This window comes from Lelliottia jeotgali, assembly GCF_977070485.1.
The window spans coordinates 77,810-98,858 of sequence record NZ_CDRVFO010000002.1 but is presented as its reverse complement, the minus strand read 5'-3'; the positions used below and the strand labels follow the sequence as shown (position 1 = coordinate 98,858).

At 64.5% G+C, this 21,049-nt stretch carries 17 protein-coding genes; 9 read left to right on the top strand and 8 right to left on the bottom strand.

Translation table 11 applies throughout. From position 1 onward, the window contains the following. Positions 1 to 126 precede the first annotated feature (126 nt). A complete protein-coding gene (locus ACW4TB_RS02925) occupies positions 127 to 1,461 on the top strand; it encodes a nucleobase:cation symporter-2 family protein (RefSeq protein ID WP_279932078.1) in 1,335 nt (444 codons plus the stop codon). A gap of 34 nt (positions 1,462 to 1,495) precedes the next feature. After that, positions 1,496 to 2,005 carry a nucleoside deaminase gene (locus tag ACW4TB_RS02920; protein ID WP_012313945.1) on the top strand — a complete coding sequence of 170 codons (510 nt, stop codon included), beginning with the start codon at positions 1,496 to 1,498 and terminating at the stop codon, positions 2,003 to 2,005. A gap of 80 nt (positions 2,006 to 2,085) precedes the next feature. On the opposite strand, the gene mhpT is transcribed toward ACW4TB_RS02920, so the two are convergent. Together mhpT and ACW4TB_RS02910 are read right to left on the bottom strand one after the other, a co-directional pair. After that, positions 2,086 to 3,291, bottom strand: coding sequence for a 3-(3-hydroxy-phenyl)propionate transporter MhpT (mhpT, locus tag ACW4TB_RS02915; protein WP_115275194.1), 1,206 nt, complete (start codon positions 3,289 to 3,291; stop codon positions 2,086 to 2,088). A gap of 36 nt (positions 3,292 to 3,327) precedes the next feature. After that, the gene (locus tag ACW4TB_RS02910) at positions 3,328 to 4,719 is read right to left on the bottom strand and encodes an alginate export family protein (protein ID WP_279932084.1); all 1,392 of its coding nucleotides are present in this window, start codon (positions 4,717 to 4,719) and stop codon (positions 3,328 to 3,330) included. A gap of 248 nt (positions 4,720 to 4,967) precedes the next feature. On the opposite strand from ACW4TB_RS02910, the gene ACW4TB_RS02905 reads away from it, so the two are divergent. Together ACW4TB_RS02905 and ACW4TB_RS02900 are read left to right on the top strand one after the other, a co-directional pair. Beyond that, positions 4,968 to 6,638, top strand: a complete 1,671-nt coding sequence (locus ACW4TB_RS02905) for an arylsulfatase (protein WP_279932085.1) — start codon at positions 4,968 to 4,970, stop codon at positions 6,636 to 6,638. Continuing rightward, positions 6,635 to 7,645, top strand: a complete 1,011-nt coding sequence (locus ACW4TB_RS02900) for a formylglycine-generating enzyme family protein (RefSeq protein ID WP_012313941.1) — start codon at positions 6,635 to 6,637, stop codon at positions 7,643 to 7,645. The genes ACW4TB_RS02905 and ACW4TB_RS02900 overlap by 4 nt, the downstream gene beginning before the upstream one ends. On the opposite strand, the gene ACW4TB_RS02895 is transcribed toward ACW4TB_RS02900, so the two are convergent. The 5 genes from ACW4TB_RS02895 to ACW4TB_RS02875 form a co-directional block, all read right to left on the bottom strand. Continuing rightward, positions 7,626 to 9,374 carry an acyl-CoA dehydrogenase gene (locus tag ACW4TB_RS02895; protein WP_279932088.1) on the bottom strand — a complete coding sequence of 583 codons (1,749 nt, stop codon included), beginning with the start codon at positions 9,372 to 9,374 and terminating at the stop codon, positions 7,626 to 7,628. The two genes, ACW4TB_RS02900 and ACW4TB_RS02895, sit on opposite strands and share 20 nt — an antisense overlap. A 14-nt stretch (positions 9,375 to 9,388) precedes the next feature. After that, the gene (locus ACW4TB_RS02890) at positions 9,389 to 10,630 is read right to left on the bottom strand and encodes a thiolase family protein (protein ID WP_279932090.1); all 1,242 of its coding nucleotides are present in this window, start codon (positions 10,628 to 10,630) and stop codon (positions 9,389 to 9,391) included. Then, the gene (locus ACW4TB_RS02885) at positions 10,627 to 12,510 is read right to left on the bottom strand and encodes a feruloyl-CoA synthase (RefSeq protein ID WP_279932092.1); all 1,884 of its coding nucleotides are present in this window, start codon (positions 12,508 to 12,510) and stop codon (positions 10,627 to 10,629) included. Before ACW4TB_RS02885 ends, ACW4TB_RS02890 begins: the two co-directional genes overlap by 4 nt. Before the next feature lie 76 nt (positions 12,511 to 12,586). Beyond that, positions 12,587 to 14,035, bottom strand: coding sequence for an aldehyde dehydrogenase (locus ACW4TB_RS02880; protein WP_012313937.1), 1,449 nt, complete (start codon positions 14,033 to 14,035; stop codon positions 12,587 to 12,589). Between the two features lie 75 nt (positions 14,036 to 14,110). Then, positions 14,111 to 14,941: a p-hydroxycinnamoyl CoA hydratase/lyase gene (locus ACW4TB_RS02875; protein WP_039604652.1), complete on the bottom strand. Its 831-nt coding sequence runs from the start codon at positions 14,939 to 14,941 to the stop codon at positions 14,111 to 14,113. Positions 14,942 to 15,139: 198 nt separating this feature from the next. Here ACW4TB_RS02875 and ACW4TB_RS02870 point away from each other — a divergent pair, with 198 nt between their 5' ends. The 3 genes from ACW4TB_RS02870 to ACW4TB_RS02860 all read left to right on the top strand — a co-directional run bounded on the left by ACW4TB_RS02870 (position 15,140) and on the right by ACW4TB_RS02860 (position 17,789). After that, entirely contained in the window at positions 15,140 to 15,610 is a 471-nt protein-coding gene (locus ACW4TB_RS02870; RefSeq protein WP_279932094.1) for a MarR family winged helix-turn-helix transcriptional regulator, read from the top strand. Positions 15,611 to 15,758: 148 nt separating this feature from the next. Then, positions 15,759 to 16,826: an aromatic ring-hydroxylating dioxygenase subunit alpha gene (locus ACW4TB_RS02865; RefSeq protein ID WP_279932096.1), complete on the top strand. Its 1,068-nt coding sequence runs from the start codon at positions 15,759 to 15,761 to the stop codon at positions 16,824 to 16,826. A 12-nt stretch (positions 16,827 to 16,838) separates the two neighbouring features. After that, positions 16,839 to 17,789 carry a PDR/VanB family oxidoreductase gene (locus tag ACW4TB_RS02860; RefSeq protein ID WP_012313933.1) on the top strand — a complete coding sequence of 317 codons (951 nt, stop codon included), beginning with the start codon at positions 16,839 to 16,841 and terminating at the stop codon, positions 17,787 to 17,789. Between the two features lie 6 nt (positions 17,790 to 17,795). On the opposite strand, the gene ACW4TB_RS02855 is transcribed toward ACW4TB_RS02860, so the two are convergent. After that, entirely contained in the window at positions 17,796 to 18,509 is a 714-nt protein-coding gene (locus tag ACW4TB_RS02855) for a GntR family transcriptional regulator (RefSeq protein WP_012313932.1), read from the bottom strand. Positions 18,510 to 18,631: 122 nt separating this feature from the next. On the opposite strand from ACW4TB_RS02855, the gene ACW4TB_RS02850 reads away from it, so the two are divergent. Then, positions 18,632 to 19,537 carry an AraC family transcriptional regulator gene (locus ACW4TB_RS02850; protein WP_012313931.1) on the top strand — a complete coding sequence of 302 codons (906 nt, stop codon included), beginning with the start codon at positions 18,632 to 18,634 and terminating at the stop codon, positions 19,535 to 19,537. 142 nt (positions 19,538 to 19,679) lie between these two features. Beyond that, positions 19,680 to 20,990: an ABC transporter substrate-binding protein gene (locus ACW4TB_RS02845; protein ID WP_279932100.1), complete on the top strand. Its 1,311-nt coding sequence runs from the start codon at positions 19,680 to 19,682 to the stop codon at positions 20,988 to 20,990. The last annotated feature ends 59 nt before the right edge of the window (positions 20,991 to 21,049 follow it).

Here is a 21,049-nt window from a genome sequence, read left to right as displayed (position 1 = left end):
ATCGTTTGTTTCGCCGGATCATCGGCCTCGACCACGCTTGCAGCTGCCCTGTTCACACCCTGCGCTGCGTGTCACTCCAGGCGCCGAAAACAACGAAAAGAGCCGCACCTTCAGGAGATTCACGCCATGAGCCCAAGCAAGGTCCACGCTGTAGACGAAGTATTACCGCTGCGGCAACTGTTCACCTTTGGCCTGCAGCACGTGCTGGTGATGTATGCCGGCGCGGTCGCGGTGCCTCTCATCCTCGGCAGCGCACTGGGCCTGACCCAGGCGCAGGTCGTGACGCTGATCAACGCCAACCTGTTCACCTCGGGCATCGCCACACTGATCCAGACCCTGGGCTTCTGGCGCTTCGGGGCGCGCCTGCCGTTGATCCAGGGCTGCTCGTTCATCGCGCTGGCACCGATGATCATGATCGGCAAGCAGTACGGCCTGCAGGAGGTGTTTGGCGCCGTGATTGCCGCCGGCGCCATCACCATCGGCCTCGCGCCGCTGTTCAGCCGACTGCTGCGCTTCTTCCCGCCGGTGGTGATCGGCAGCCTGATCACCATCATCGGTATCTCGCTGATGCCTGCGGCGGCCATCTGGCTGGGTGGCGGCGACCCGGGGGCGCCGGACTTCGGCAACCCCGCCAACCTGCTGCTGGGCATGGCGACGGTGGCCATCACGCTGCTGGTGTATGCGCGCTTTTCGGGCTTTATCGGCAACCTCAGCGTGCTGATCGGCCTGCTGTGCGGCAGCCTGCTGGCCGCAGCCTTTGGCATGACCCACTTCGGCAAGGTCAGCGAAGCCGCCTGGTTCGAGCTGAGCCCACCCATGGCCTTCGGTGCGCCGCAGTTCTCCACCACGCCAATCCTCATCATGGTGCTGGCGATGCTGGTGATCATGGCCGAGACCACGGGTAACTGCCTGGCCATCGGCAAACTGGTCGGCAAGCCCACAGACACCAGCACACTAGGCAACGCTTTCCGGGCAGACGGCCTATCGACGATGCTTGGCGGGCTGTTCAACAGTTTCCCGTACAACGCTTTCACCCAGAACACCGGGCTGATCGCGCTTTCCAACGTCAAGAGCCGCTTTGTGGTCGCCGCCGCCGGCGCAATCATGGTGCTGATGGGGCTGTTTCCGAAACTGGGCGCGCTGATCGCTGCCGTGCCCACGCCAGTGCTGGGCGGGTGCGCCATCGTCATGTTCGGCATGACCACAGTGGCCGGCATCCAGGCGCTCTCTCGCGTACCTTTCGAAGGTACCCGCAACGGCATCATCGTCGCCGTTTCGATCAGCATCGGCGTGCTGCCAATGTCCTTCCCGGCGCTTTTCCATCAACTGAGCGGCCCGCTCAAGCTGGTGCTGGAGAGCGGCATTTTCCTCGGCGCGATCACGGCGATCACGCTCAACCTGCTGCTCAACAACGACAAGACCACAGACCCCGACCACGCCGATGCCAGCGTGGCCGAGTGAGCCCTTTTACCCCTGCCTATCCCCAGGAGCATCCATGACCACTCCCTACACGCCAGCTGCCACCGACCTGTCCGCCCTCGACCTGGACCTGCTACGCCAGTCGATGCGCCTGGCAGAGCAGTCCAAAGCACGCGGTCGTCACCCCTTTGCAGCCATTGTCGCCGATGCCGAAGGCCGGGTGATCGCCAGCGCCGGCAACAACTCAATGCCGCCCGAAGGCGACCCCACCCAACACGCCGAACTGGTCGCCGCGGCCCTGGCTGCCAAGGCCCTGCCACCCGAAGCACTGGCCAACTGCACGCTCTACACCAGCGCAGAACCCTGCTGCATGTGCGCCGGTGCCGTGTACTGGACCGGCATTGGCCGAGTGGTGTATGCGCTGTCGGAACATACCCTGCTCGGGCTGACCGGTGACCACCCGGAAAACCCGACGTTTTCCTTGCCATGCCGTGAGGTGTTCGCCCGGGGCCAACGTGATGTGATCGTGCACGGCCCACTGTTGGAGGACGAAGCAGCGGCTGCGCACAAGGGGTTCTGGAAATGAACGCAGGCACACACTGAGCTCAAGAATCGCCAGGCAGGTTCACCGAACTGCCTGGCACCTTGAATCGCCTGCGGGCCGGCTTACTGCGGTTGCCGGTTACGTTTGGCCAGCAATGCCCGTGCCGCCACAGCAGCCACCACCAAGCCTGGTGAAGCCGCCAGCAGCACCCCACCCACCCCCGTCCCGGCTGCCAGGATCTGCCCCGCCGCCAACGGCCCGGCCATCGAACCCAAGCGCCCGATGGCAACCGAAGCCCCCACCCCAGTGGCCCGTACCTGAGTCGAATACAGGGTCGGTGCCAGTGCGTACAGCACCAGTTGGCCGCCGATGGCGCAGTAGCCGGCAATGAACCCGGCCACGAGCATGAAGGCAAAGCTGGTCGACAGGCCAAGCCCCGCCAGCGCCGCCAGCATGCCGATATACGCGATGAACACTGCGCGGCGGGCGTGGCCCTTGTCCATCATGCGCCCGGTCAGGAACGAGCCGGCCGCACCGCCGAGGTTGAACAGGATCTGTACCGTGCCTGCCTGCGGGCGGCTGAAACCTTGCCCAATCAGCAACGAAGGCAACCAGTTGAGCAGCATGTACAACACGGTCAGGGTAAAGAAGCACGCCACCCACAGCAGCAGGGTGCGGCTTGCATGCCCCGGCCCGAACAACTGGGCCAGCATGCCTTGGCCGGCAACCTTCTCACCGGTTTGAGCACGAAACGCCTGGGACTCTTTCAGCCATACCACCAGCACCAGGGCGATGACGATCGGTGCGATACCACCCACGTAGAACACCACACGCCAGTCTTCGCCCAACGGCGCCATGCCGATGATCGAAGCGATGGCGCCGCCCAGGGGCACGCCACAATACGTGATGCTCACGGCGGTGCTGCGCAGCCGCTCGGGCGCCGCTTCACTGGCCAGGGCTATCAGGATGGGCAACGCGGCACCCAGCCCCAAGCCGGTCATCAGCCGTGCAACCAGCAGCGAGGCGTAGCTGTCGGCCAGGGCGGTACCGAGCGAGAAGCCGCCGAACAACAGCACCGCCACGATCAGAATGTTCTTGCGGCCCAGCCGGTCGGCAAGCCAACCGCCGATGAATGCGCCGGGCAGCAACCCCAGCAGCCCTGCACTGAACACCCAGCCAAGCATCGCCGGTGTCAGTGCAAACGCCTTGGCCATGTGCGGTGCGGCGATGCCGGTAGCCTGAAGGTCGAGGCCTTCGAGCAGTGCCACGAGAAAACACAGGCCGATGGTGAGCACCGGCTTGCTTGAAGATGAGGATGAATCACGCATGGGTAGGCCCTTTTGTTGTTATGCGTTGGGTTGGGATCAAAGCCTGAACGTGGCACGTAACGAGATGAACGAAGAATCTTCCCCACCGGCGTCCTTGATGGCGGAGCTGACGTCGTAGTATTTCAAGTCGACATCCAAGGTCAGGTTGGGGGTTGCCAGCCAACGGGTGTTGGCGCGGTAGATGGTGCCCACATGGCGCCCGGTGCCACGGGTATTGGCCAACAGACTCATGCCGGGCATGTACACACCGTCTTCTGCACGCTGCTTCCACACTTCGAAGACGCCCGGTTCGAAGCGCAAGGTACGCCAAGGTGAAAAGCCGAACGTCGGCCCCACCACGATGATGTTGCTCAAAGTGGTCAGGCTGGCCTCGCCATAAACGCCGTTGCGCGGGAACAGCGGGTCGAAGGTGTTGACCTTGCCATCGCCCAGCTCGCGGTCACCGCTGGCGGCGTCGATGCGCATGCCCAGCCGGGGCTGCCAGGCATGTGCGAAGGTGTAGCCGGTATCGCTGGACAGTGCCCAGGCACGAATCGAGGCATTGCCCAGGTGCCCGGTCTGCACGGCCAGGTTCCAGCTCCAGTCCAGCGCCTGCTGGCGGCCAAACACCCGCGTGCCGAAGGTATAGCGTTGCTCATCGCCCGCTTCACCGGCCAGGCTGCGGTCATCGGTTTCAAGGCCGAAGGCGAACAGGTCGATGTTCCAGGCTGCCGTCAGCGGCAAGGTGCCATACAGGCCATAGAATTTCACTGCGTTGTTGCTGCCATCGTCCCAGCTGTCCTCACCGGTCTTGAGCGGCCTGAACGCGAAGGCGTCGAGCTTGCGGCCGTCCTTGAGGTTGAGGCTGGCACGCACGCCGTCGAAGCTCAGGCGGATGTTGGGCGAGTCCCGGTAGGTGACCCAAGCCTGGTCGCCAAGCCCCATCTCCTGGCGGCCGATGCGGGTGGTGTAACGCCCTTGGGCAAAATCATGATTGAAATCGACGAAGGCCTGGCGCACTTCATTGCGGCTTTCATCATTTGGGGAGTACAGGTCCTTGCCGAAAGCCCGGGTGTTCTCCACCTGGACGAATGTGCGCACAGCATCATCGAACAGATGCAGGTCGGCGTGCGCCTGCAAGCGCTGCATCAAATAGGAGTCGTCGTTCAAACCGCGCAAGCCGAAAAAAGGCTTGTTGAATACATCGGCCCGGTAACGGGCTTCGGCCCCCAACTGCAGCCAGGCCGACTCGGACAAGCGATGGTAGCGCACCCCATCGAATGGGTCGCTGGCCTTGGCCGGGGCATCCAGGAACCGATAGTCCTCGACCCAGCGAGGCGCACCGGGCCGGCCTGGCCGGCTCTGTTCAAGTGGACTGGCCGCCTGCACGCATTGGCCTATCGAAAGCAGTACAACGGGCACCCACCACCGGTTCAACGGCCTGGTCATCAGAATTTCCCTTTACTTGTTTTTATGAAATTGGATAACTCTGTTAACGATTATTTTTGTTAACCATATTGCCGTCAATAGGCGGATTGAAACTACCTGATATCAGGCAGATCCAGCGTTCGTTTATCGAACGTTTTTTTCGCAGGTGCCTGCGCAGCCGCAGAAATGGCCGTTAACATGGACGTTGCGGGCTCTCTACCTTGCGGGAACGCCGCCACGACTCTAATCAAAACAAAAAGAGCATCCTCATGAACTGCCTCAAACCTCTTGCCGCTCTCGGCTTGCTCATGCTCGGCGCAAGCCAGGCCCTGGCCTCGCCAACCGTTAAACAACCAAACATTCTGCTGATCGTCGCCGATGACCTCGGCTTCTCGGACCTGTCGGCCCTGGGCAGCGAAATCCAGACACCCAACCTGGACAAACTGCTGACCGACGGCCGCCTGATGCTGGACTTCCATGCCGCGCCAAGCTGCTCCCCTACACGCGCCATGCTGATGTCTGGCAACGACCCGCACCTGGCCGGGCTGGGCATGATGGCCGAAGCACGCAAGCGCTTGCCGGCCGGCGCTCAGGTGCGCGCCGGTTACGAAGGGGTACTGGGCAGCAATGTCGCCACCCTGGCAGAACTGCTGCACGATGCTGGCTACCGCACCTACATTTCCGGCAAATGGCACCTGGGCATGCAGCCCGCGCAGCAGCCCCAGAACCGTGGTTTCGACCAGGCCTACGTGCTGCTGGAAGGGGGCGCCGCACATTTCAAACAGGCCCACATGGCGCTGCAGCCGAACTACAGTTCGACCTTCCGCCACAATGGCGAGCCCATCGAACTGCCCGATGATTTCTACTCCACGACCTGGTTCACCGACCGTCTCATCGACGCCATCGACGACGGCAAGGCCAGCAACAAACCCTTCTTTGCCTTTGCCGCCTACACCGCGCCGCACTGGCCCTTGCAGGCGCCGGATGAATACCTGGCGCAATACCGCGGCCGCTACGACCAAGGCTATGAGGTGATTGCCCGCGAACGCCTGGCGCGCCAGCGCAAGGCCGGGCTGGTGCCGGCGGACTTCCCCCTCGAGCCGCAACTGGAGGGCGTACCAGGCTGGGCATCGCTGACAGAACAGCAGCAACAGCAATCGGCGCGCACCATGGAGGTCTACGCGGCCATGGTGGCGGCCCTGGACGCCGAGGTCGGGCGCCTGGTCGACCACCTGCGCAAAACCGGTGAACTGGACAACACACTGGTGCTGTTCATGTCCGACAACGGGCCGGAAAATGCCACCCGCGTCGACCCCAACTGGATCAAGGAAAACTTCGATACCCGCCTGGCCAACTACGGCCGACGTGATTCGTTCCTGATGATCGGCTCGGCCTGGGCCCAGGTCAGCGCCCTGCCCAGCCGCCGCTACAAGATGACCACCTACCAGGGCGGCATCCGCGTGCCCGCCTTCGTTTACCACCCGGCCACCATCAAGGCCGGGCGCAGCGATGAACTGGCCAGCGTCAGAGACATCATGCCGACGCTGCTGCAACTGGCAGGCGCGCCGATGCCCGGCATCACCTACCGCGACCGCGCCATCGTTCCGCCGCAGGGCACCTCGGCACTGGACTACCTGCAAGGCAAGGACACCCGGATCCACGCCCATGACGAGGCCCTGGGCTGGGAAATCAATGGCAGCGCCTCGTTGCGCAAAGGGCCGATGAAACTGCTGTGGGATGCAACCGATGGCACCCCGGCCTGGCACCTGTACGACCTGAGCAACGACCCTGGCGAGCACCATGACATCGCAGCCGCACACCCCCGGCAAGTGAGCGACCTGCTGCGCGACTGGAAGGCCTATGCCCAACGCAGCAATATCGCCATCGACGCTGACGGGCGCCCCGCAAGCCCCGCCATGCCCCTGGCCAGCAAGCCATGATTGCCCGGGTTGCCGGCTGCGCGCTGGTCGCCGCCGGCGTACTCGCCGCGGCCTACGGCGCCTGGCCACAAACCCCGGCGCCGGTGCTGCTGTGCGAGGGCTACAGCGGCTTGCCCGCCAGGCACGATGGCATGGTGCGCTTGCCGGGTGGCGTGTTCACCTTCGGTTCAGACCGTTTCTATGATGAAGAAGGCCCGCCACACGCGGCAAAGGTGTCGGGCTTCTGGGTCGACCGGCACCCGGTCACCAACGCCCAGTTCGCCCGGTTCGTGGCAGTTACCGGTTACCTTACCCAGGCCGAACGGGGCATCAGCAGCGAGGCCGACCCCACCCTGCCCGACACGCTGCGCGTACCGGGCGCGATGGTGTTCCAGCAAGGGCCGAGCGTGCTCGACCCCGGCTGGCAGTTTGTGCCGGGGGCCAGCTGGCGACACCCGCAGGGCCCTGGCAGTGACCTGGCAGGGCTTGAAAACCACCCGGTTGTGCAAGTGACACTGGAAGATGCCCAGGCCTACGCGCGTTGGGCTGGCCGTGCCCTGCCCAGCGAAGCGCAACTGGAATACGCCATGCGTGGCGGGCTGGACGATGCCGACTTCAGTTGGGGCACCACTGAACTACCCAAGGGCAAGCTGATGGCCAACACCTGGCAAGGCCAGTTCCCCTATAACAACATGGCCGCTGACGGCTTCACCGGTACCTCACCGGTGGGCTGCTTCCCGGCCAACCGGTTCGGTGTATTCGATGCAGGGGGCAATGTCTGGGAGCTGACCCGCACGGGTTATCGCCCGGGCCACGATGCGCAACGCGACGCGGCCTTGGACCCGTCCGGCCCCGCCTTGAGCGCAAGCTACGACCCGGCCGAACCCGGCATACCGGTCGCTGTGATCAAAGGCGGCTCGCACCTGTGCTCAGCGGACCGGTGTATGCGCTACCGGCCCTCGGCACGCCAGCCGCAGCCGGTCTTTATCGCGACTTCGCACGTAGGGTTCAGAACGGTTCGCCAATGAACGGCAATGGGCAGGCGGCCGCCTCGATGGCTGCCACCTGCCGGTCGAAGTCTGGCAGCAGATAGTTGAAAAAGAAGGTGGCGCTTTCGTGCTTCTCGCGCCGTAGCGGCGCTTCGGCCGGCAACGCCTCGAGGCAGCGAACGGTGCGGGCCCAGGCAAAGGCCTGCAGCGCCGTGGCGCACAACTGCAAGAAGGCCCCCGCTGCGCGGTAGGGGTATTGCGGGCGATGCGCAGCACTGCGCTCGACCTCGGCAACCACCCTTTGCAACCGGTCGCAGACCGTACCGAGCGCCTCGGCAGCGGCGCCCTGGTCAGCCTTGGCCTCGGCACGCAGTTCGCCCAACAGCAGCGCAAAGCCTTCACCGCCATCGCCCAGCACTTTACGCAACAACAGATCGTTGGCCTGAATTTCGTTGGTGCCTTCGTAGATCATCGCAATCCGGCTGTCGCGCAGCACCTGCTCGATGGGGAATTCGCAGGTGTAGCCATAGCCGCCAAACACCTGCAGCGCTTTGCTCGACAGGCTGAAACCGTAGTCGGTGAACGCCGCCTTGATGATCGGCGTCAGCAACGCCGCCAGAGTCGACGCTTTTGCACGCAGCGCAGGGTCGGTAGAGGCGCCGGCCACATCCAGCCAGTGCGCCGTCCAGTAACCCAAGGTGCGCATGCCTTCGGTACGCACCCGCAATTCCAGCAGCGTCAGGCGCATGGCGGGGTGCAAGTGGATGGGGTCGGCAGCGGCGTCCCCGGCGCTCGGCGAATGACCAGGTGCGCGCATCTGGCGACGCTCCAGTGCGTAGTCACGGGCCAGTTGCCAAGCCGCTTCGGCGTGCCCCAGCCCTTGCAGGCCGACATGCAACCTGGCGGAATTCATCATCACGAACATGGCCGCCAGGCCACCGTGCGCCTGCCCCACCAGCCAGCCCTTGGCCCCCTCGAAGCGCAGCGCACAGGTGGCGCTGCCGCGAATGCCCAGTTTGTGCTCAAGGCCATCGCACTGCACCCCGTTGCCCAAAGCGCCCTCCAACCCGTTGGGCACCAGCAGCAATGACAGCCCACGGCTGCCTGCCGGTGCGTCGGGCAAACGCGCCAGCACCAGGTGCAGGATGTCGCGGGTCAGGTCGTGGTCGCCCCCGGAAATGAACAGCTTGTTGCCGGTGACCGCGTAGCTGCCGTCGCCCAGCGGTTCGGCACGACAACGCAGCAAGGCAAGGTCACTGCCGGCCTGCGGCTCGGTCAGGCACATGGTGGCCAGGCTTGCGCCGCTGACGATGCCGGGCAGGTAACGCGCCTGCAATTGGGCACTGCCATGGGCCTTCAGGCACAGGTAAGCGCCATGGGCGATGCCGGTGTACATGGCCCAGCCATGGTTGCTGGCAAAGAGCATTTCCTGAACCGCTGCATCCAGCACCAACGGCAGCCCCTGGCCGCCGCACCGGGGCTCACAGGCCAGCGCCGGCCAGCCGCCGTCCACGTAGGCGCGATAGGCCGCCGCAAAGCCGTCCGGTGTGCGCACCCTGCCCTGCTCCAGGCGGCAGCCCTGGCGGTCGCCCGGTGCATTCAACGGCGCCAGTACCTGTTCGCTGAAGCGGGCGGCCTCCTGCAGCACTTGCAGGGCCAGCTCAAGATCAACGTCTGCGTAGGCCGGCAGCCGCTGCCAGGCCTGCTCGGCCCTCAACCAGTGCTCCAGCACGAATTGCATGTCCTGCAGGGGAGCCTTCCAAGCCATGGGAGTCCTCAGATTCAAGCCACGAAGTGGGGGTTTTCGATCAGCACCGCCATGCCTTGGCCGCCGCCGATGCAGGCCGCAGCGATGCCATAACGCAGGTTGCCCTGGCGCAACTGACGGGCCAGGGTGTGCACCAGGCGCAGGCCGGTGGCAGCCAAGGGGTGGCCCAGGGCGATGGCGCCGCCATGCACGTTGAGTTTTTCCACATCCAGTTGCAGCACCTGGGCCACCGCCAGCACCTGGGCGGCTTGCGCTTCGTTTATTTCAAAACGGTCGATCTGCTCCAGGCGCAGGCCACTGCGTTCGAGCAGCAAGGCAATGGCCGGGGCCGGCCCAATGCCCATGGTGCTGGGGGGCACGCCCACGGCTGTGGCCATCAGCAACCGTGCCAACGGTGGCTGGGTGCAGGCGGAAAAACGCGTCACCAACGCCGCCGCCGCGCCATCGACCACCGCACAACTGTTGCCGGCAGTTTGCACGCCACCGGCGTGCACCGCACGCAGGCGGGCCAGCGCTGGGGCATCGGTAGGCCGCGGGTGGCTGTCGTGGCTGACCTGGGCCACGCCGCGTGGCAGTCCGATGCCACGTGGCAGGCAGCCTTCAGCACTGAAAGCCTCTGCCGTGACCTCAACGATTTCCTCATCGAACCAGCCCTGCTGCTGGGCCTGCAGCGCACGCTGATGGCTGCGCAACGCCCAGGCGTCCACCGCCTCTCGGCCAAGGCCATGCACGCGTGCCAGGTTTTCTGCAGTACCGATCATGTCCACACCGGCAGCCGGGTCGTACAGCGCCTCCCAGAGAAAATCCTTGAACCCTAACGGCGCGCCAAGGCGAAAGCCGCCACGGTGTTCATACGCCGCGATCGGGTTGCGCGACATCGACTCGGCGCCCACGCACAGCACCTGCTGCACACCACTGTGCAACTGCTCCCCGGCCTGGCGCAGCAGCTCGAGGCCGGTGCCGCAGATGCGCTGCACGGCCAGTGCCGGAACAGCCTGCGGCACACCGCAGTACAGCCCGACGTGGCGCGGCAGCAGGTACGCATCGAAACTGGCCTGGGCCATGCTGCCGGCCAGCACGCTGTCCACCGCCTGCGGGGCGATACCGGCCCGCGCAAGCACCGCACGCCCGGCCTTGATGCCCAGGTCGATCGGTGAAACTGCGGCGAGCGCACCACCAAGGTCGACCCACGGCGTGCGCACCATCTGCACGATGGCCACATCGTCGAACACAGTGCACAGCCCGGCGCTGCTCACGGGCGTACCTGCGCGGGCAGCACGGTCGGGTCTTCGCCACGGTACAGCGCCTCTACCGTGTCAGCCCGGCGCTGCAACACCGCACGCTGGTTGATCGAACCTTTGTCGGTGATTTCCCCGGCGTCGATCGACGGCGGCTCTACCAGCAGTGACAACCATTCGATCCGGCTGGCGTTGCCCTGGGCGTCACGGTTCAGCCGCTCCAGCCAAGCGGCGAACCAGCTGCGCACCGCGTCGCTGCCGAGCACTTCGGCATCGCTGGCTGCAGCCGGTAGCCCGGCCAGTTGACGGCATTCGGGCAGACGCGGGAACACCAGGATGCCCAGGCACTCGCGGTCCGGCGCAGCCACCACGATGTCCTGCACATAGGGTGAACCTTCGAGCACCGCACGGTTACGCAGCGGCCCGACACTGACGAACACCCCGGACGACAACTTGAAGTCTTCGGCAATACGCCCATCGAACATCAGGCCCTGTTCGGGCTGCTGCGCATCGGCGAGCTTCAAGGCATCGCCCGAGCAGTAAAAGCCCTCGTCATCGAACGCCTCGGCCGTTTGCTGCGGCGAACGCCAGTAGCCGGGCATGATGTGCGGGCCGCGAAAGCGTGCCTCCAGCTTGCCGTCCAGCGGCACCAGCTTCACTTCGCACCCCGGGGCAGGCAAGCCCACATAGCCTGCCAGCGACAAAGGCCCGGTGGTGAACGTGCAGGACGGCGCCGCTTCGGTCATGCCAAGGCCGGCCATCATGCGGATGCGCTCGCCACAGTGCTGTTCGGCGATGCGGTCCAGGCGGTCCCACACGCTTTGCGAAAGCCCCGCTGCGGCGAAGAAGAACAGCTTCATGCGGGCAAAGAACACCTCGCGCAACTGTGCGTCCTGCTCCAGCGCCTTGACCAGTTCTTCCCAGCCCTTGGGCACGGTCAGGTAGGCGGTTGGGGAAATCTCGCGCAGGTTGCGCAAGGTTTCGCCGAAGCCCTGCGGGGTCGGCTTGCCGGCGTCCAGGTAAAAGCTGCCGCCGTTGTACAGCACGATGCCCAGGTTGTGGCTGCCGCCAAAGGTGTGGTTCCACGGCAGCCAGTCCACCAGCACCGGCGGCTCTTCAGCGAACACCGGAAAGGTCTGCAACAGCATCTGCTGGTTGGCGCACAGCATGCGTTGGGTGGTGACGACCGCCTTGGGCAGCTTGGTGGAGCCTGAGGTGAAGAGGAACTTGGCGATAGTGTCGGGCCCGGTGGCGGCAAACGCCGCATCGGCTGGCGCAAGGTCGCCCGGCTGCAGCAGGCTGTCGAAGCTCAGGTGCCGGCGGCCCGGGGCCTGGCCGCGCACGCTCACCACCGCCACCGATGGGTCCAGCACGGCGTCGAAGGCACGCTGGAACGGCTGGGTGTCGGTGGCGAACACCAACCCCGGCGTCAGTACCTCGCACACATGCCGCAGCTTGGCAAAGTCCTGGGACAACAGTGCGTAGGCCGGCGACACCGGGCAATACGGGATGCCGGCGTACATGGCGCCCAAGGCGACCTGCAGGTGCTCGATATCGTTGCCGGAAAAAAGCGCCAGCGGCCGCTCGGCGCTCAGGCCAAAGCCCAGCAGGTTGGCGGCGATGGTGCGTACCTGCGCGAGCATTTGTGCGTAGGTGATTGTGCGCCAGGCACCATCGGGCTGACGCGCGGCAATGAAGGTGGTGTCCGGGCGCTGTGCGGCCCAGTGCAGCAGCCGGTCAAGCAGGCGCGACGGCAGCGGCGCCAGGGGCTCGACGGCTTGCATGCGCAAGATGCCGTCGGCCTCGCTGAACTGCACCTTGGGATGCCCGATGGACACCTGCCGATAGCGCGGGCTTTGGCCAGGGTCGGTTGACCCTGTGCGGGCTTGGTTATTCACGCAGGTTGCTCCTTGTTATTGTTGTACAGCCTGCCGCGGCCCGGCGGTGCGGGCGGCGGCCGATGGTGCGCGTTGCCTAGATGGGGTAATGCCTGGGGCCGTGCTGAAGGGTGACCCAGCGCAGCTGGGTGAATTGATCGATGGCGGTGCGGCTGCCGAAGCTGCCGTAGCCGCTGGCCTTGACCCCACCGAAGGGCATCTGCGCTTCGTCATGCACGGTCGGGCCGTTGATATGGCAGATACCCGACTCCACACGCTGGGCCAAGGCCAGCGCACGGCTGGTGTCGCGGCTGAAGATGGCCGACGACAGGCCGAACTCGGAGTCGTTGGCCAGCGTCAGCAAAGCTTCATCGCCCTCGGCGCGCAGCACCACTGCCACCGGCCCGAAGGACTCTTCGTGGTACAGGCGCATGCTTGCGTCGACGTTGTCCAACAGGGTGGGCTGCAAAATGCTGCCGTCCAGCTGGCCGCCGCATACCAGGCGTGCGCCCTTGGCCACGGCATCGTCGATCAGCGCCTTGATGCGCTCGCCGGCCGCACCGCTGACCAGCGAACCGAGCACCGACGTGCTGGCCTGCGGGTCACCTGCGCGCAGCCCGCCGACCTTGGCCGCCAGCTTGTCGACGAAGGTGTCGGCGATGCGGTTGTCGACCACCAGGCGCTCGGTGGACATGCAGATCTGGCCCTGGTTGAAGTAGGCACCAAACGCTGCAGCTTCGACGGCGGCGTCCAGGTCGGCGTCATCGAGCACCAATAGCGGCGCCTTGCCGCCCAGTTCGAGCAAGGCAGGCTTCAGGTGCCGTGCAGCCAGCTCGCCGACGATGCGCCCCACCTGGGTGGAACCGGTGAAATTGACGCGGCGCACCGCAGGGTTGGCGATCAGCCGCTCGACGATGGCGGGAGCATCGGCCGGGTCATTGCTGATCACATTGACCACGCCCTCGCCCAAACCTGCATCGTGGAGCACCTGGCCGATCAACCGGTGCACCGCCGGGCTGACCTCGGAGGCCTTGAGCACTACGGTGTTGCCGCAGGCCAGCGGCATGGCGATGGCTCGCGTGGCGAGGATCACCGGGGCGTTCCACGGTGCGATGCCCAGCACCACACCGCAAGGGGCGCGCAGGGCCATGGCAAAGCTGCCGGGCACATCCGAGGGGATGACCTCACCGGTAATCTGCGTAGTCATGGCCGCAGCTTCGCGCAACATGTTGGCGGCCAGCTTCACGTTGAAGCCATACCAGTTGGCCATGGCCCCGGTTTCGCCGGCCGCGGCGATGAACTCGGCAGCCCGCGCCTGCAACAGGTCGGCGCCGGCCAGCAAGCGGCTGCGCCGCTCACCGGGCGCCAGCGCGGCCCAGGCCGGGAACGCTGCACTGGCGGCGGCCACCGCAGCATCGGCATCGGCCAGCGTGGCGGCAGCGGCTTGCGACACCACCTCACCGGTGACCGGGTTGCAGCGCTGGAAGGTTCGTCCATCGCTGGCGGGGCGCGACTGCCCGCCAATCAGCAAAGGCACCTGCAACATGCTCATCCCTCTTGTTGTGGTTATAGAGAAATATCCGCAGGCTGTGGCCAGTGGCGGCACAGCCCGCCCCGGCCCTCAGCGTTTGTAAGCCTGCAGGCCCGGCTTGATGGACTTGTCGTCGAGGAACTGCTTCATGCCCTGCTCGCGACCGCCCTCGGTGTCCAGCAGCCGGGACTGGTCGAGTTTGGCGTAGAGGTAGTCTTCGTTCTGCTCCCAGGTCAGTTCGCGGCAACGCTTGAAGCCGTTCTTGGCTGCACGCAGTACCACCGGGTTTTTCTCCAGCAGGTTCAGCGCCAGCTCGCGGGTCGTCTCGCGCAGTTGGGCCAGCGGCACGCTCTCGTTGACCAGGCCCATTTCGGCGGCCTTGGTACCGCCAAAGGTCTTGCCGGTCATGATGTAGTACAGCGACTGGCGATGGCCAACGGTATCGGCCATTGCCTTGCTGACCAGGTTGCCGGGCGGGATGCCCCAGTTGATTTCCGACAGGCCGAAGGTGGCCTCGTCAGCGCAGATCGCCAGGTCGCACGCCACCAGCGGGCTGAAACCACCGCCAAAGCACCAGCCGTTGACCATGGCGATGGTCGGCTTGGCGTACATGCGCAGCAGCTTCCATTGCCATTGCGAGGCTTCACGGCGGATTTTTTCCTGAAGTATCTCGGGGCCGGCGTCGACCTCGCGGAAGTATTCCTTCAGGTCCATGCCTGCAGTCCACGACTCACCGGCCCCGGTCAGCACCAGCACGCCGGCGTCAGCGTCCTGCTCCAGGGTTTCCAGCACGTCGACCATTTCCCGGTTCAGGGTGGGGCTCATGGCATTGCGTTTTTCCGGGCGATTGAGGGTTACCCAGGCGATGCCCGACTCCAGTTCGACCTTCACCGTGGTCCAGCGGCCTTCGTATTTGCTCATGGTTCTGCACTCTTGTTGTTCGAGGTGGTGACACCAAGCTAATCCGGCAAATTAGTTATGTCAATTAACTATTATGAAAATTATCTTTGCCTTCCGGCCGGTTGAGAAGCTTTTTAGCCTGAGCTTCACTAGCCGGATTAAGCCAGCGCAGGCAAACTGGGTAACTTTCTTACTCATGACACAGGAGCATGCAATCCGATGGCAAGGTCTGCCCGAACCGACGACACCGCTTCCCTGCCCACGCCCCCTGGCGACACGGTCCTTGAGGACCTGCTCGGTTACGCGTTGCGCCGCGCCCAGCTGAAGCTGTTCCAGCACCTGATCGGCCGGTTGGCGGCCTACGACCTGCGCCCGGCGCAGTTTTCAGCGCTGGCGATCATCGAGCAAAACCCTGGCCTGATGCAGGCGGACCTGGCGCGTGCCCTGGCGATCGAGCCGCCGCAGGTGGTGCCGCTGCTGAACAAACTGGAAGAGCGTGCGCTGGCCGTGCGTGTGCGTTGCAAGCCGGACAAGCGCTCCTACGGGATTTTCTTGAGCAAATCGGGTGAGGCGATGCTCAAGGAGCTCAAGCAGATCGCCAGCGACAGCGATCGGGAGGCTACCGGCAGCCTCGAAGAAGATGAGCGCGCGGAACTGCTGCGGCTGCTGACGAAAATTTACAAGGAATAGGGCCATTCATCCGCAAACCACTAAATGGATCCATTAGACGCACGATAATCGTAAGACCTCCAATTTTTGTTGGGATAAACCATTGACCAGTCTTTCGGATCAGGTCTTAATGGATCCATTAAATAACAACAACAATCGGAGGTCCTCCATGTACCCGAAAAACACCTGGTACGTCGCCTGCACCCCTGACGAAATCGCCGAGAAGCCCTTGGGCCGGCAGATTTGCGGGGAGAAGATCGTGTTCTACCGTGGTAACGAAAACCGCGTCGCCGCCGTGGAAGACTTTTGCCCGCACCGCGGCGCGCCCTTGTCGCTGGGCTTTGTCGAAAACGGCAACCTGGTGTGCGGCTACCACGGGCTGGTGATGGGCTGTGATGGCAAGACCATCGCCATGCCGGGCCAACGGGTGCGGGGTTTTCCCTGCAACAAAGCCTTCGCCGTGATCGAGCGCCATGGCTTCATCTGGGTCTGGCCCGGTGACCAGGCCCAGGCTGACCCGGCCCTGATCCCGCACCTGCCGTGGGCGGCCAGCGACGAATGGGCCTATGGCGGCGGGTTGTTCCACATCGGTTGCGATTACCGCCTGATGATCGACAACCTGATGGACCTCACCCATGAAACCTATGTGCATGCCTCCAGCATCGGCCAGAAGGAAATCGACGAGGCGCCCCCGGTCACCACGGTGAGCGGCGACGAAGTGGTCACCGCCCGGCACATGGAAAACATCATGCCCCCGCCCTTCTGGCGCATGGCCCTGCGCGGCAACGGCCTGGCCGATGATGTGCCGGTGGACCGCTGGCAGATCTGCCGCTTCACCCCGCCCAGCCATGTACTGATCGAGGTGGGCGTGGCCCATGCCGGCCACGGCGGCTACCACGCCCCGGCCGAGCACAAGGCCTCGAGCATCGTGGTCGATTTCATCACTCCCGAGAGCGACACCTCGATCTGGTACTTCTGGGGCATGGCGCGCAATTTTGCCGCCCACGATCAGGCCCTGACCGCGAGCATCCGCGAAGGCCAGGGCAAGATTTTCAGCGAAGACCTGGAAATGCTCGAACGCCAGCAGCAGAACCTGCTCGCCTACCCCGAGCGCAACCTGCTCAAGCTCAACATCGACGCCGGCGGCGTACAGGCGCGCAAGGTGCTGGAGCGGCTAATCGCCAAAGAGCACGCGCCCAAACCGCACATGATCGCCACCCACACCACCCCCGCCTGAGGAGCCCGCGCCATGATCGATGCCGTAGTGGTATCCCGCAACGACGAAGCCCAGGGCATCTGCAGCTTCGAGCTGGCGGCCGCCGATGGCAGCCCACTGCCGCCCTTCAGCGCCGGCGCGCACATCGATGTGCACCTGCCGGACGGGCTGGTGCGCCAGTATTCCCTGTGCAACCACCCAGCAGAACGCCACCGCTACCTGATCGGCGTGCTCAACGACCCCGCCTCACGCGGCGGTTCACGCAGCCTTCACGAGCAGGTGCAGGCAGGCCACCGCCTGCGCATCAGCGCCCCGCGCAACCTGTTCCCGCTGGCCCAGGGCGCCCGGCGCAGCCTGCTGTTCGCCGGTGGCATCGGCATCACGCCCCTGCTGTGCATGGCTGAGCAACTGGCCTGCAACGGCGACGATTTCGAACTGCACTACTGCGCACGCTCCAGCGACCGCGCAGCCTTTGTCGAGCGCCTGCGCGCCGCCCCCTTCGCTGACCGCCTGTTCGTGCATTTTGACGAGCAGCCGGAGACCGCCCTGGACATCGCCCAAGTGCTGGGCAGCCCGCAGGGCGATGTGCACCTTTACGTGTGCGGGCCTGGCGGCTTCATGCAGCACGTGCTGGACACTGCCAAGCAGCTGGGTTGGCAGCAGGCCAACCTGCACCGTGAATACTTCGCCGCAGCGCCGGTTGAAAACAGCGACGACGGCAGCTTCTCGGTGCAGGTAGGCAGCACCGGCCAAGTGTTCGAGGTGCCGGCCGACCAGAGCGTGGTGCAGGTGCTGGAACGCCATGGCATCGAGATCGCCGTCTCCTGTGAACAGGGTATTTGCGGCACCTGCCTGACGCGTGTGCTGCAGGGCACGCCAGAGCACCGCGACCTGTTCCTCACGGAGCAGGAACAGGCCCTGAATGATCAGTTCACGCCGTGCTGTTCGCGGGCGAAGACGCCCCTGCTGGTACTGGACCTGTAAAACGCCTCAGGACGAGGGCAGGATCACCTTCATGCCCTCGTCCGCCGTGGACGCGCCAAAGGTTTCGGCATAGCGCAACGTGGCATTGGCATGTTCGCGCATGATCGCCTCGGCGCGGGCACCCTGGCCGTGGGTGAGCGCATCGAACACCGCATGGTGCTGCATGTGCGCGAAGTTGAAGCGCCGGTATTCACGGGCAAGGTCGTGACGGTCCACCGCCAGCGCAGTGACCGAAGCGAACGGCAAGTGGTCGTTGCGCGCCAGCGCATCGGCGATGGCCGGGTTGTGGCTGGCCTCTACGATCACCTGGTGAAAGCGCATGTTCAGGTCGTGATAGGCGTGCAAGTCTTCTTCGGTCACATACCCCTTGTCGAACAACAGGTCGCCTTCGACCAGGCAGCGCTGCAGTGCCTCGCGCGCCGCGGGCAGCAGGCCACGCTCAGCGGCCTGGCGGGCAGCCAGGCCTTCTAGCACACCACGCACTTCCACCGCACCGGCAATGTCATCGGCGCTGACCGAACGCACCTGGAAGCCACGGCCGCCGCAACGCACCAGCAGGCCCTCCTGCTCCAGGGTACGAAACGCCATGCGTACGGGCATGCGTGAGACGCCGAAACGTTCGGCGGTAGGCACTTCCATCAGCCGCGCGCCAGCCGCCAGTTCGCCCGAAGCGATCATCTTGCGCAACGCGATCAGCACCATTTGACCGGGCTTGCTCATCCAGGGAGGTTCCAGAGACAGAAGCGCCAATCATACCGCAAGCGCGGGCGCGCTTGGCGGCCTGTGACACCTGCCCTGTTCAGGCTACGATGATACTTCGTCCTTCGGAGCCCATCAGCGCCATGCCCAGAACGAGCAAAGTCACCGACCCGTCCTACGAGTTGATGGACGATCACGAGGGCGACTCACTGATCTACCGCCAGCATGGTTTTCCCAGCCCGCTGGTACGCTGGCATTTCCACAAGGAATACGAACTGCACCTGATCGTGGCCAGCGCCGGCAAAGTGTTCATCGGCGACTACATCGGCAGCTTCGCGCCGAACACGCTTTTCCTCACAGGGCCCAACCTGCCGCACAACTGGATCAGCCAGGCCGGCCCCGGGGAGGTGTTCAGCCAGCGCGACATGCTGGTCAATTTCACGGACGAGGTTTTGCACAGCGGCAGCCGGGTATTTTCTGAGCTGCACCAGCTCAGCCCGTTGCTGGCCCGCGCGCACTACGGCATCGAGTTCCGTGACCCGGCGCTGATCGCCGAGAGCCGCAAATTGTTGCAATGCATAGCGGACAGCCGCGGCATGACCCGCCTTGGATACTTTTTTATCCTCATGGAACAGCTGGCCGGCTGCGAGGACTACCAGTTGTTGTCCACAGTCACCTCTTCGTACCTGGCTGACGAGCACAACGTCGAGCGCATAAACCGGGCGGTGGACTATATCTTCGAGCACTACGCCCAGGACTTGACCCAGAACGAAGTGGCCGAGCACCTGGGCATGACCCCCACGTACTTCTCACGCTTCTTCAAACAGGCCGCCGGGCGCGGTTTTGTCGAGTTCGTCAACCGCCTGCGGGTCAGCAAGGCCTGCGAACTGCTGGCCAAAAGCGACCTGCCGGTGACCGGAGTGTGCTTCGAATCAGGCTTCAGCAACCTGTCCAATTTCAACCGGCGCTTTCAACAGCTCAAAGGCATGACTCCCTCCGACTATCGCAGCCTGGTTATCCAGCGGCTGACCGAGCAGAACCATCACTGAGCGCAACAACTGCAAAAAAGTATCAGCCAGCGTGCAGCCCAAGCTTTGTCGGCAGCGCCACGCGGGGGTGTAATCAGCGCCAGCGACACAAAAATAATAATGTCTTCCGTGCCGTCAGCCGGCCCGGTAAGGGAGTTCATAGATGAACGACGCGATCAAGGCCTGCCTGGCCGCTGCCTGCCTCAGCCTGCCGCTATTGGCCCAGGGCGCAGAGAGATTGACCATCGCCACGGTCAACAACAACGACATGATCCGCATGCAGCGCCTGGCCAAGGTGTTCGAAGAGCAACACCCGGACATCAGGCTCAAGTGGGTCGTGCTTGAAGAAAACGTGCTGCGCCAGCGCCTGACTACCGACATCGCCACCCAGGGCGGGCAGTTCGACGTACTGACCATCGGCATGTACGAAGCCGCGCTGTGGGGCGCCAAAGGCTGGCTGGAGCCGATGACGGACCTGCCGACCGATTACAACCTCGACGACGTGTTCCCGTCTGTGCGCAATGGCTTGTCGGCCAACGGCACGCTGTACGCCTTGCCCTTCTATGCCGAAGCCTCCATCACCTACTACCGCAAGGACCTGTTCCAGAACGCAGGGCTGAACATGCCCGAGCAACCGACCTGGACCCAGCTGGGTGAATATGCCGCCAAACTTCACCACCCCGACCAGGGCCAGTACGGCATCTGCCTGCGCGGCAAGGCCGGCTGGGGCGAGAACATGGCGCTGATCGGCACCGTGGCCAATGCCTTTGGCGCACGCTGGTTCAACGAACAGTGGCAGCCGGAATTCACCGGCAGCGCGTGGAAGAACGCCCTGAACTTCTACGTCGACACCTTGAAGCAGTACGGCCCGCCAGGCGCGTCGAGCAACGGCTTCAACGAAAACCTGGCACTGTTCAACAGCGGCAAGTGCGCGATGTGGGTCGATGCCAGCGTTGCCGGCTCGTTCGTCACCGACAAGACCCAGAGCAAGGTCGCCGACCAGGTCGGCTTCACATTTGCGCCAAAAGAGGTCACCGACAAGGGCGCCTCGTGGCTGTATTCCTGGGCGCTGGCTATCCCCAGCAGCTCCAAGGCCAAGGACGCGGCAAAGGCCTTCAGCACCTGGGCCACGTCCGAAGCCTACGGCAAGCTGGTGGCCGACAAGGAAGGCGTGGCCAACGTGCCACCCGGCACCCGCGCCTCTACCTACAGCGACGCCTACCTGGCCGCAGCGCCGTTCGCCAAGGTGACGCTGGAGTCGCTCAAGCGCGTTGACCCCAACCACCCCACGCTCAAGCCCGTGCCGTACGTGGGTATTCAGTTGGTGACCATCCCCGAGTTCCAGGCCATTGGTACGCAGGTCGGCAAGCTGTTCTCCGCCGCCCTGACCGGGCAGATGAAGGTCGACCAGGTACTTGCCGCCGCCCAGCAATCCACCGAACGCGAGATGAAGCGCGCCGGTTACCCCAAGTAGCCCACCCGTGGCCTGAGCCGCGCCAACGCCTGGCGCGGTGACGGCTGCCGTCCGCCCTT

Excerpts from the sequence above, each read along its gene's own strand:
- ACW4TB_RS02925 (WP_279932078.1), top strand. The coding sequence starts at position 127 with ATGAGCCCAAGCAAGGTCCACGCTGTAGACGAAGTATTACCGCTGCGG.
- ACW4TB_RS02920 (WP_012313945.1), top strand. The coding sequence starts at position 1,496 with ATGACCACTCCCTACACGCCAGCTGCCACCGACCTGTCCGCCCTCGAC.
- mhpT (WP_115275194.1), bottom strand. The coding sequence starts at position 3,291 with ATGCGTGATTCATCCTCATCTTCAAGCAAGCCGGTGCTCACCATCGGC.
- ACW4TB_RS02910 (WP_279932084.1), bottom strand. The coding sequence starts at position 4,719 with ATGACCAGGCCGTTGAACCGGTGGTGGGTGCCCGTTGTACTGCTTTCG.
- ACW4TB_RS02905 (WP_279932085.1), top strand. The coding sequence starts at position 4,968 with ATGAACTGCCTCAAACCTCTTGCCGCTCTCGGCTTGCTCATGCTCGGC.
- ACW4TB_RS02900 (WP_012313941.1), top strand. The coding sequence starts at position 6,635 with ATGATTGCCCGGGTTGCCGGCTGCGCGCTGGTCGCCGCCGGCGTACTC.
- ACW4TB_RS02895 (WP_279932088.1), bottom strand. The coding sequence starts at position 9,374 with ATGGCTTGGAAGGCTCCCCTGCAGGACATGCAATTCGTGCTGGAGCAC.
- ACW4TB_RS02880 (WP_012313937.1), bottom strand. The coding sequence starts at position 14,035 with ATGTTGCAGGTGCCTTTGCTGATTGGCGGGCAGTCGCGCCCCGCCAGC.
- ACW4TB_RS02875 (WP_039604652.1), bottom strand. The coding sequence starts at position 14,941 with ATGAGCAAATACGAAGGCCGCTGGACCACGGTGAAGGTCGAACTGGAG.
- ACW4TB_RS02870 (WP_279932094.1), top strand. The coding sequence starts at position 15,140 with ATGGCAAGGTCTGCCCGAACCGACGACACCGCTTCCCTGCCCACGCCC.
- ACW4TB_RS02865 (WP_279932096.1), top strand. The coding sequence starts at position 15,759 with ATGTACCCGAAAAACACCTGGTACGTCGCCTGCACCCCTGACGAAATC.
- ACW4TB_RS02860 (WP_012313933.1), top strand. The coding sequence starts at position 16,839 with ATGATCGATGCCGTAGTGGTATCCCGCAACGACGAAGCCCAGGGCATC.
- ACW4TB_RS02855 (WP_012313932.1), bottom strand. The coding sequence starts at position 18,509 with ATGAGCAAGCCCGGTCAAATGGTGCTGATCGCGTTGCGCAAGATGATC.
- ACW4TB_RS02850 (WP_012313931.1), top strand. The coding sequence starts at position 18,632 with ATGCCCAGAACGAGCAAAGTCACCGACCCGTCCTACGAGTTGATGGAC.
- ACW4TB_RS02845 (WP_279932100.1), top strand. The coding sequence starts at position 19,680 with ATGAACGACGCGATCAAGGCCTGCCTGGCCGCTGCCTGCCTCAGCCTG.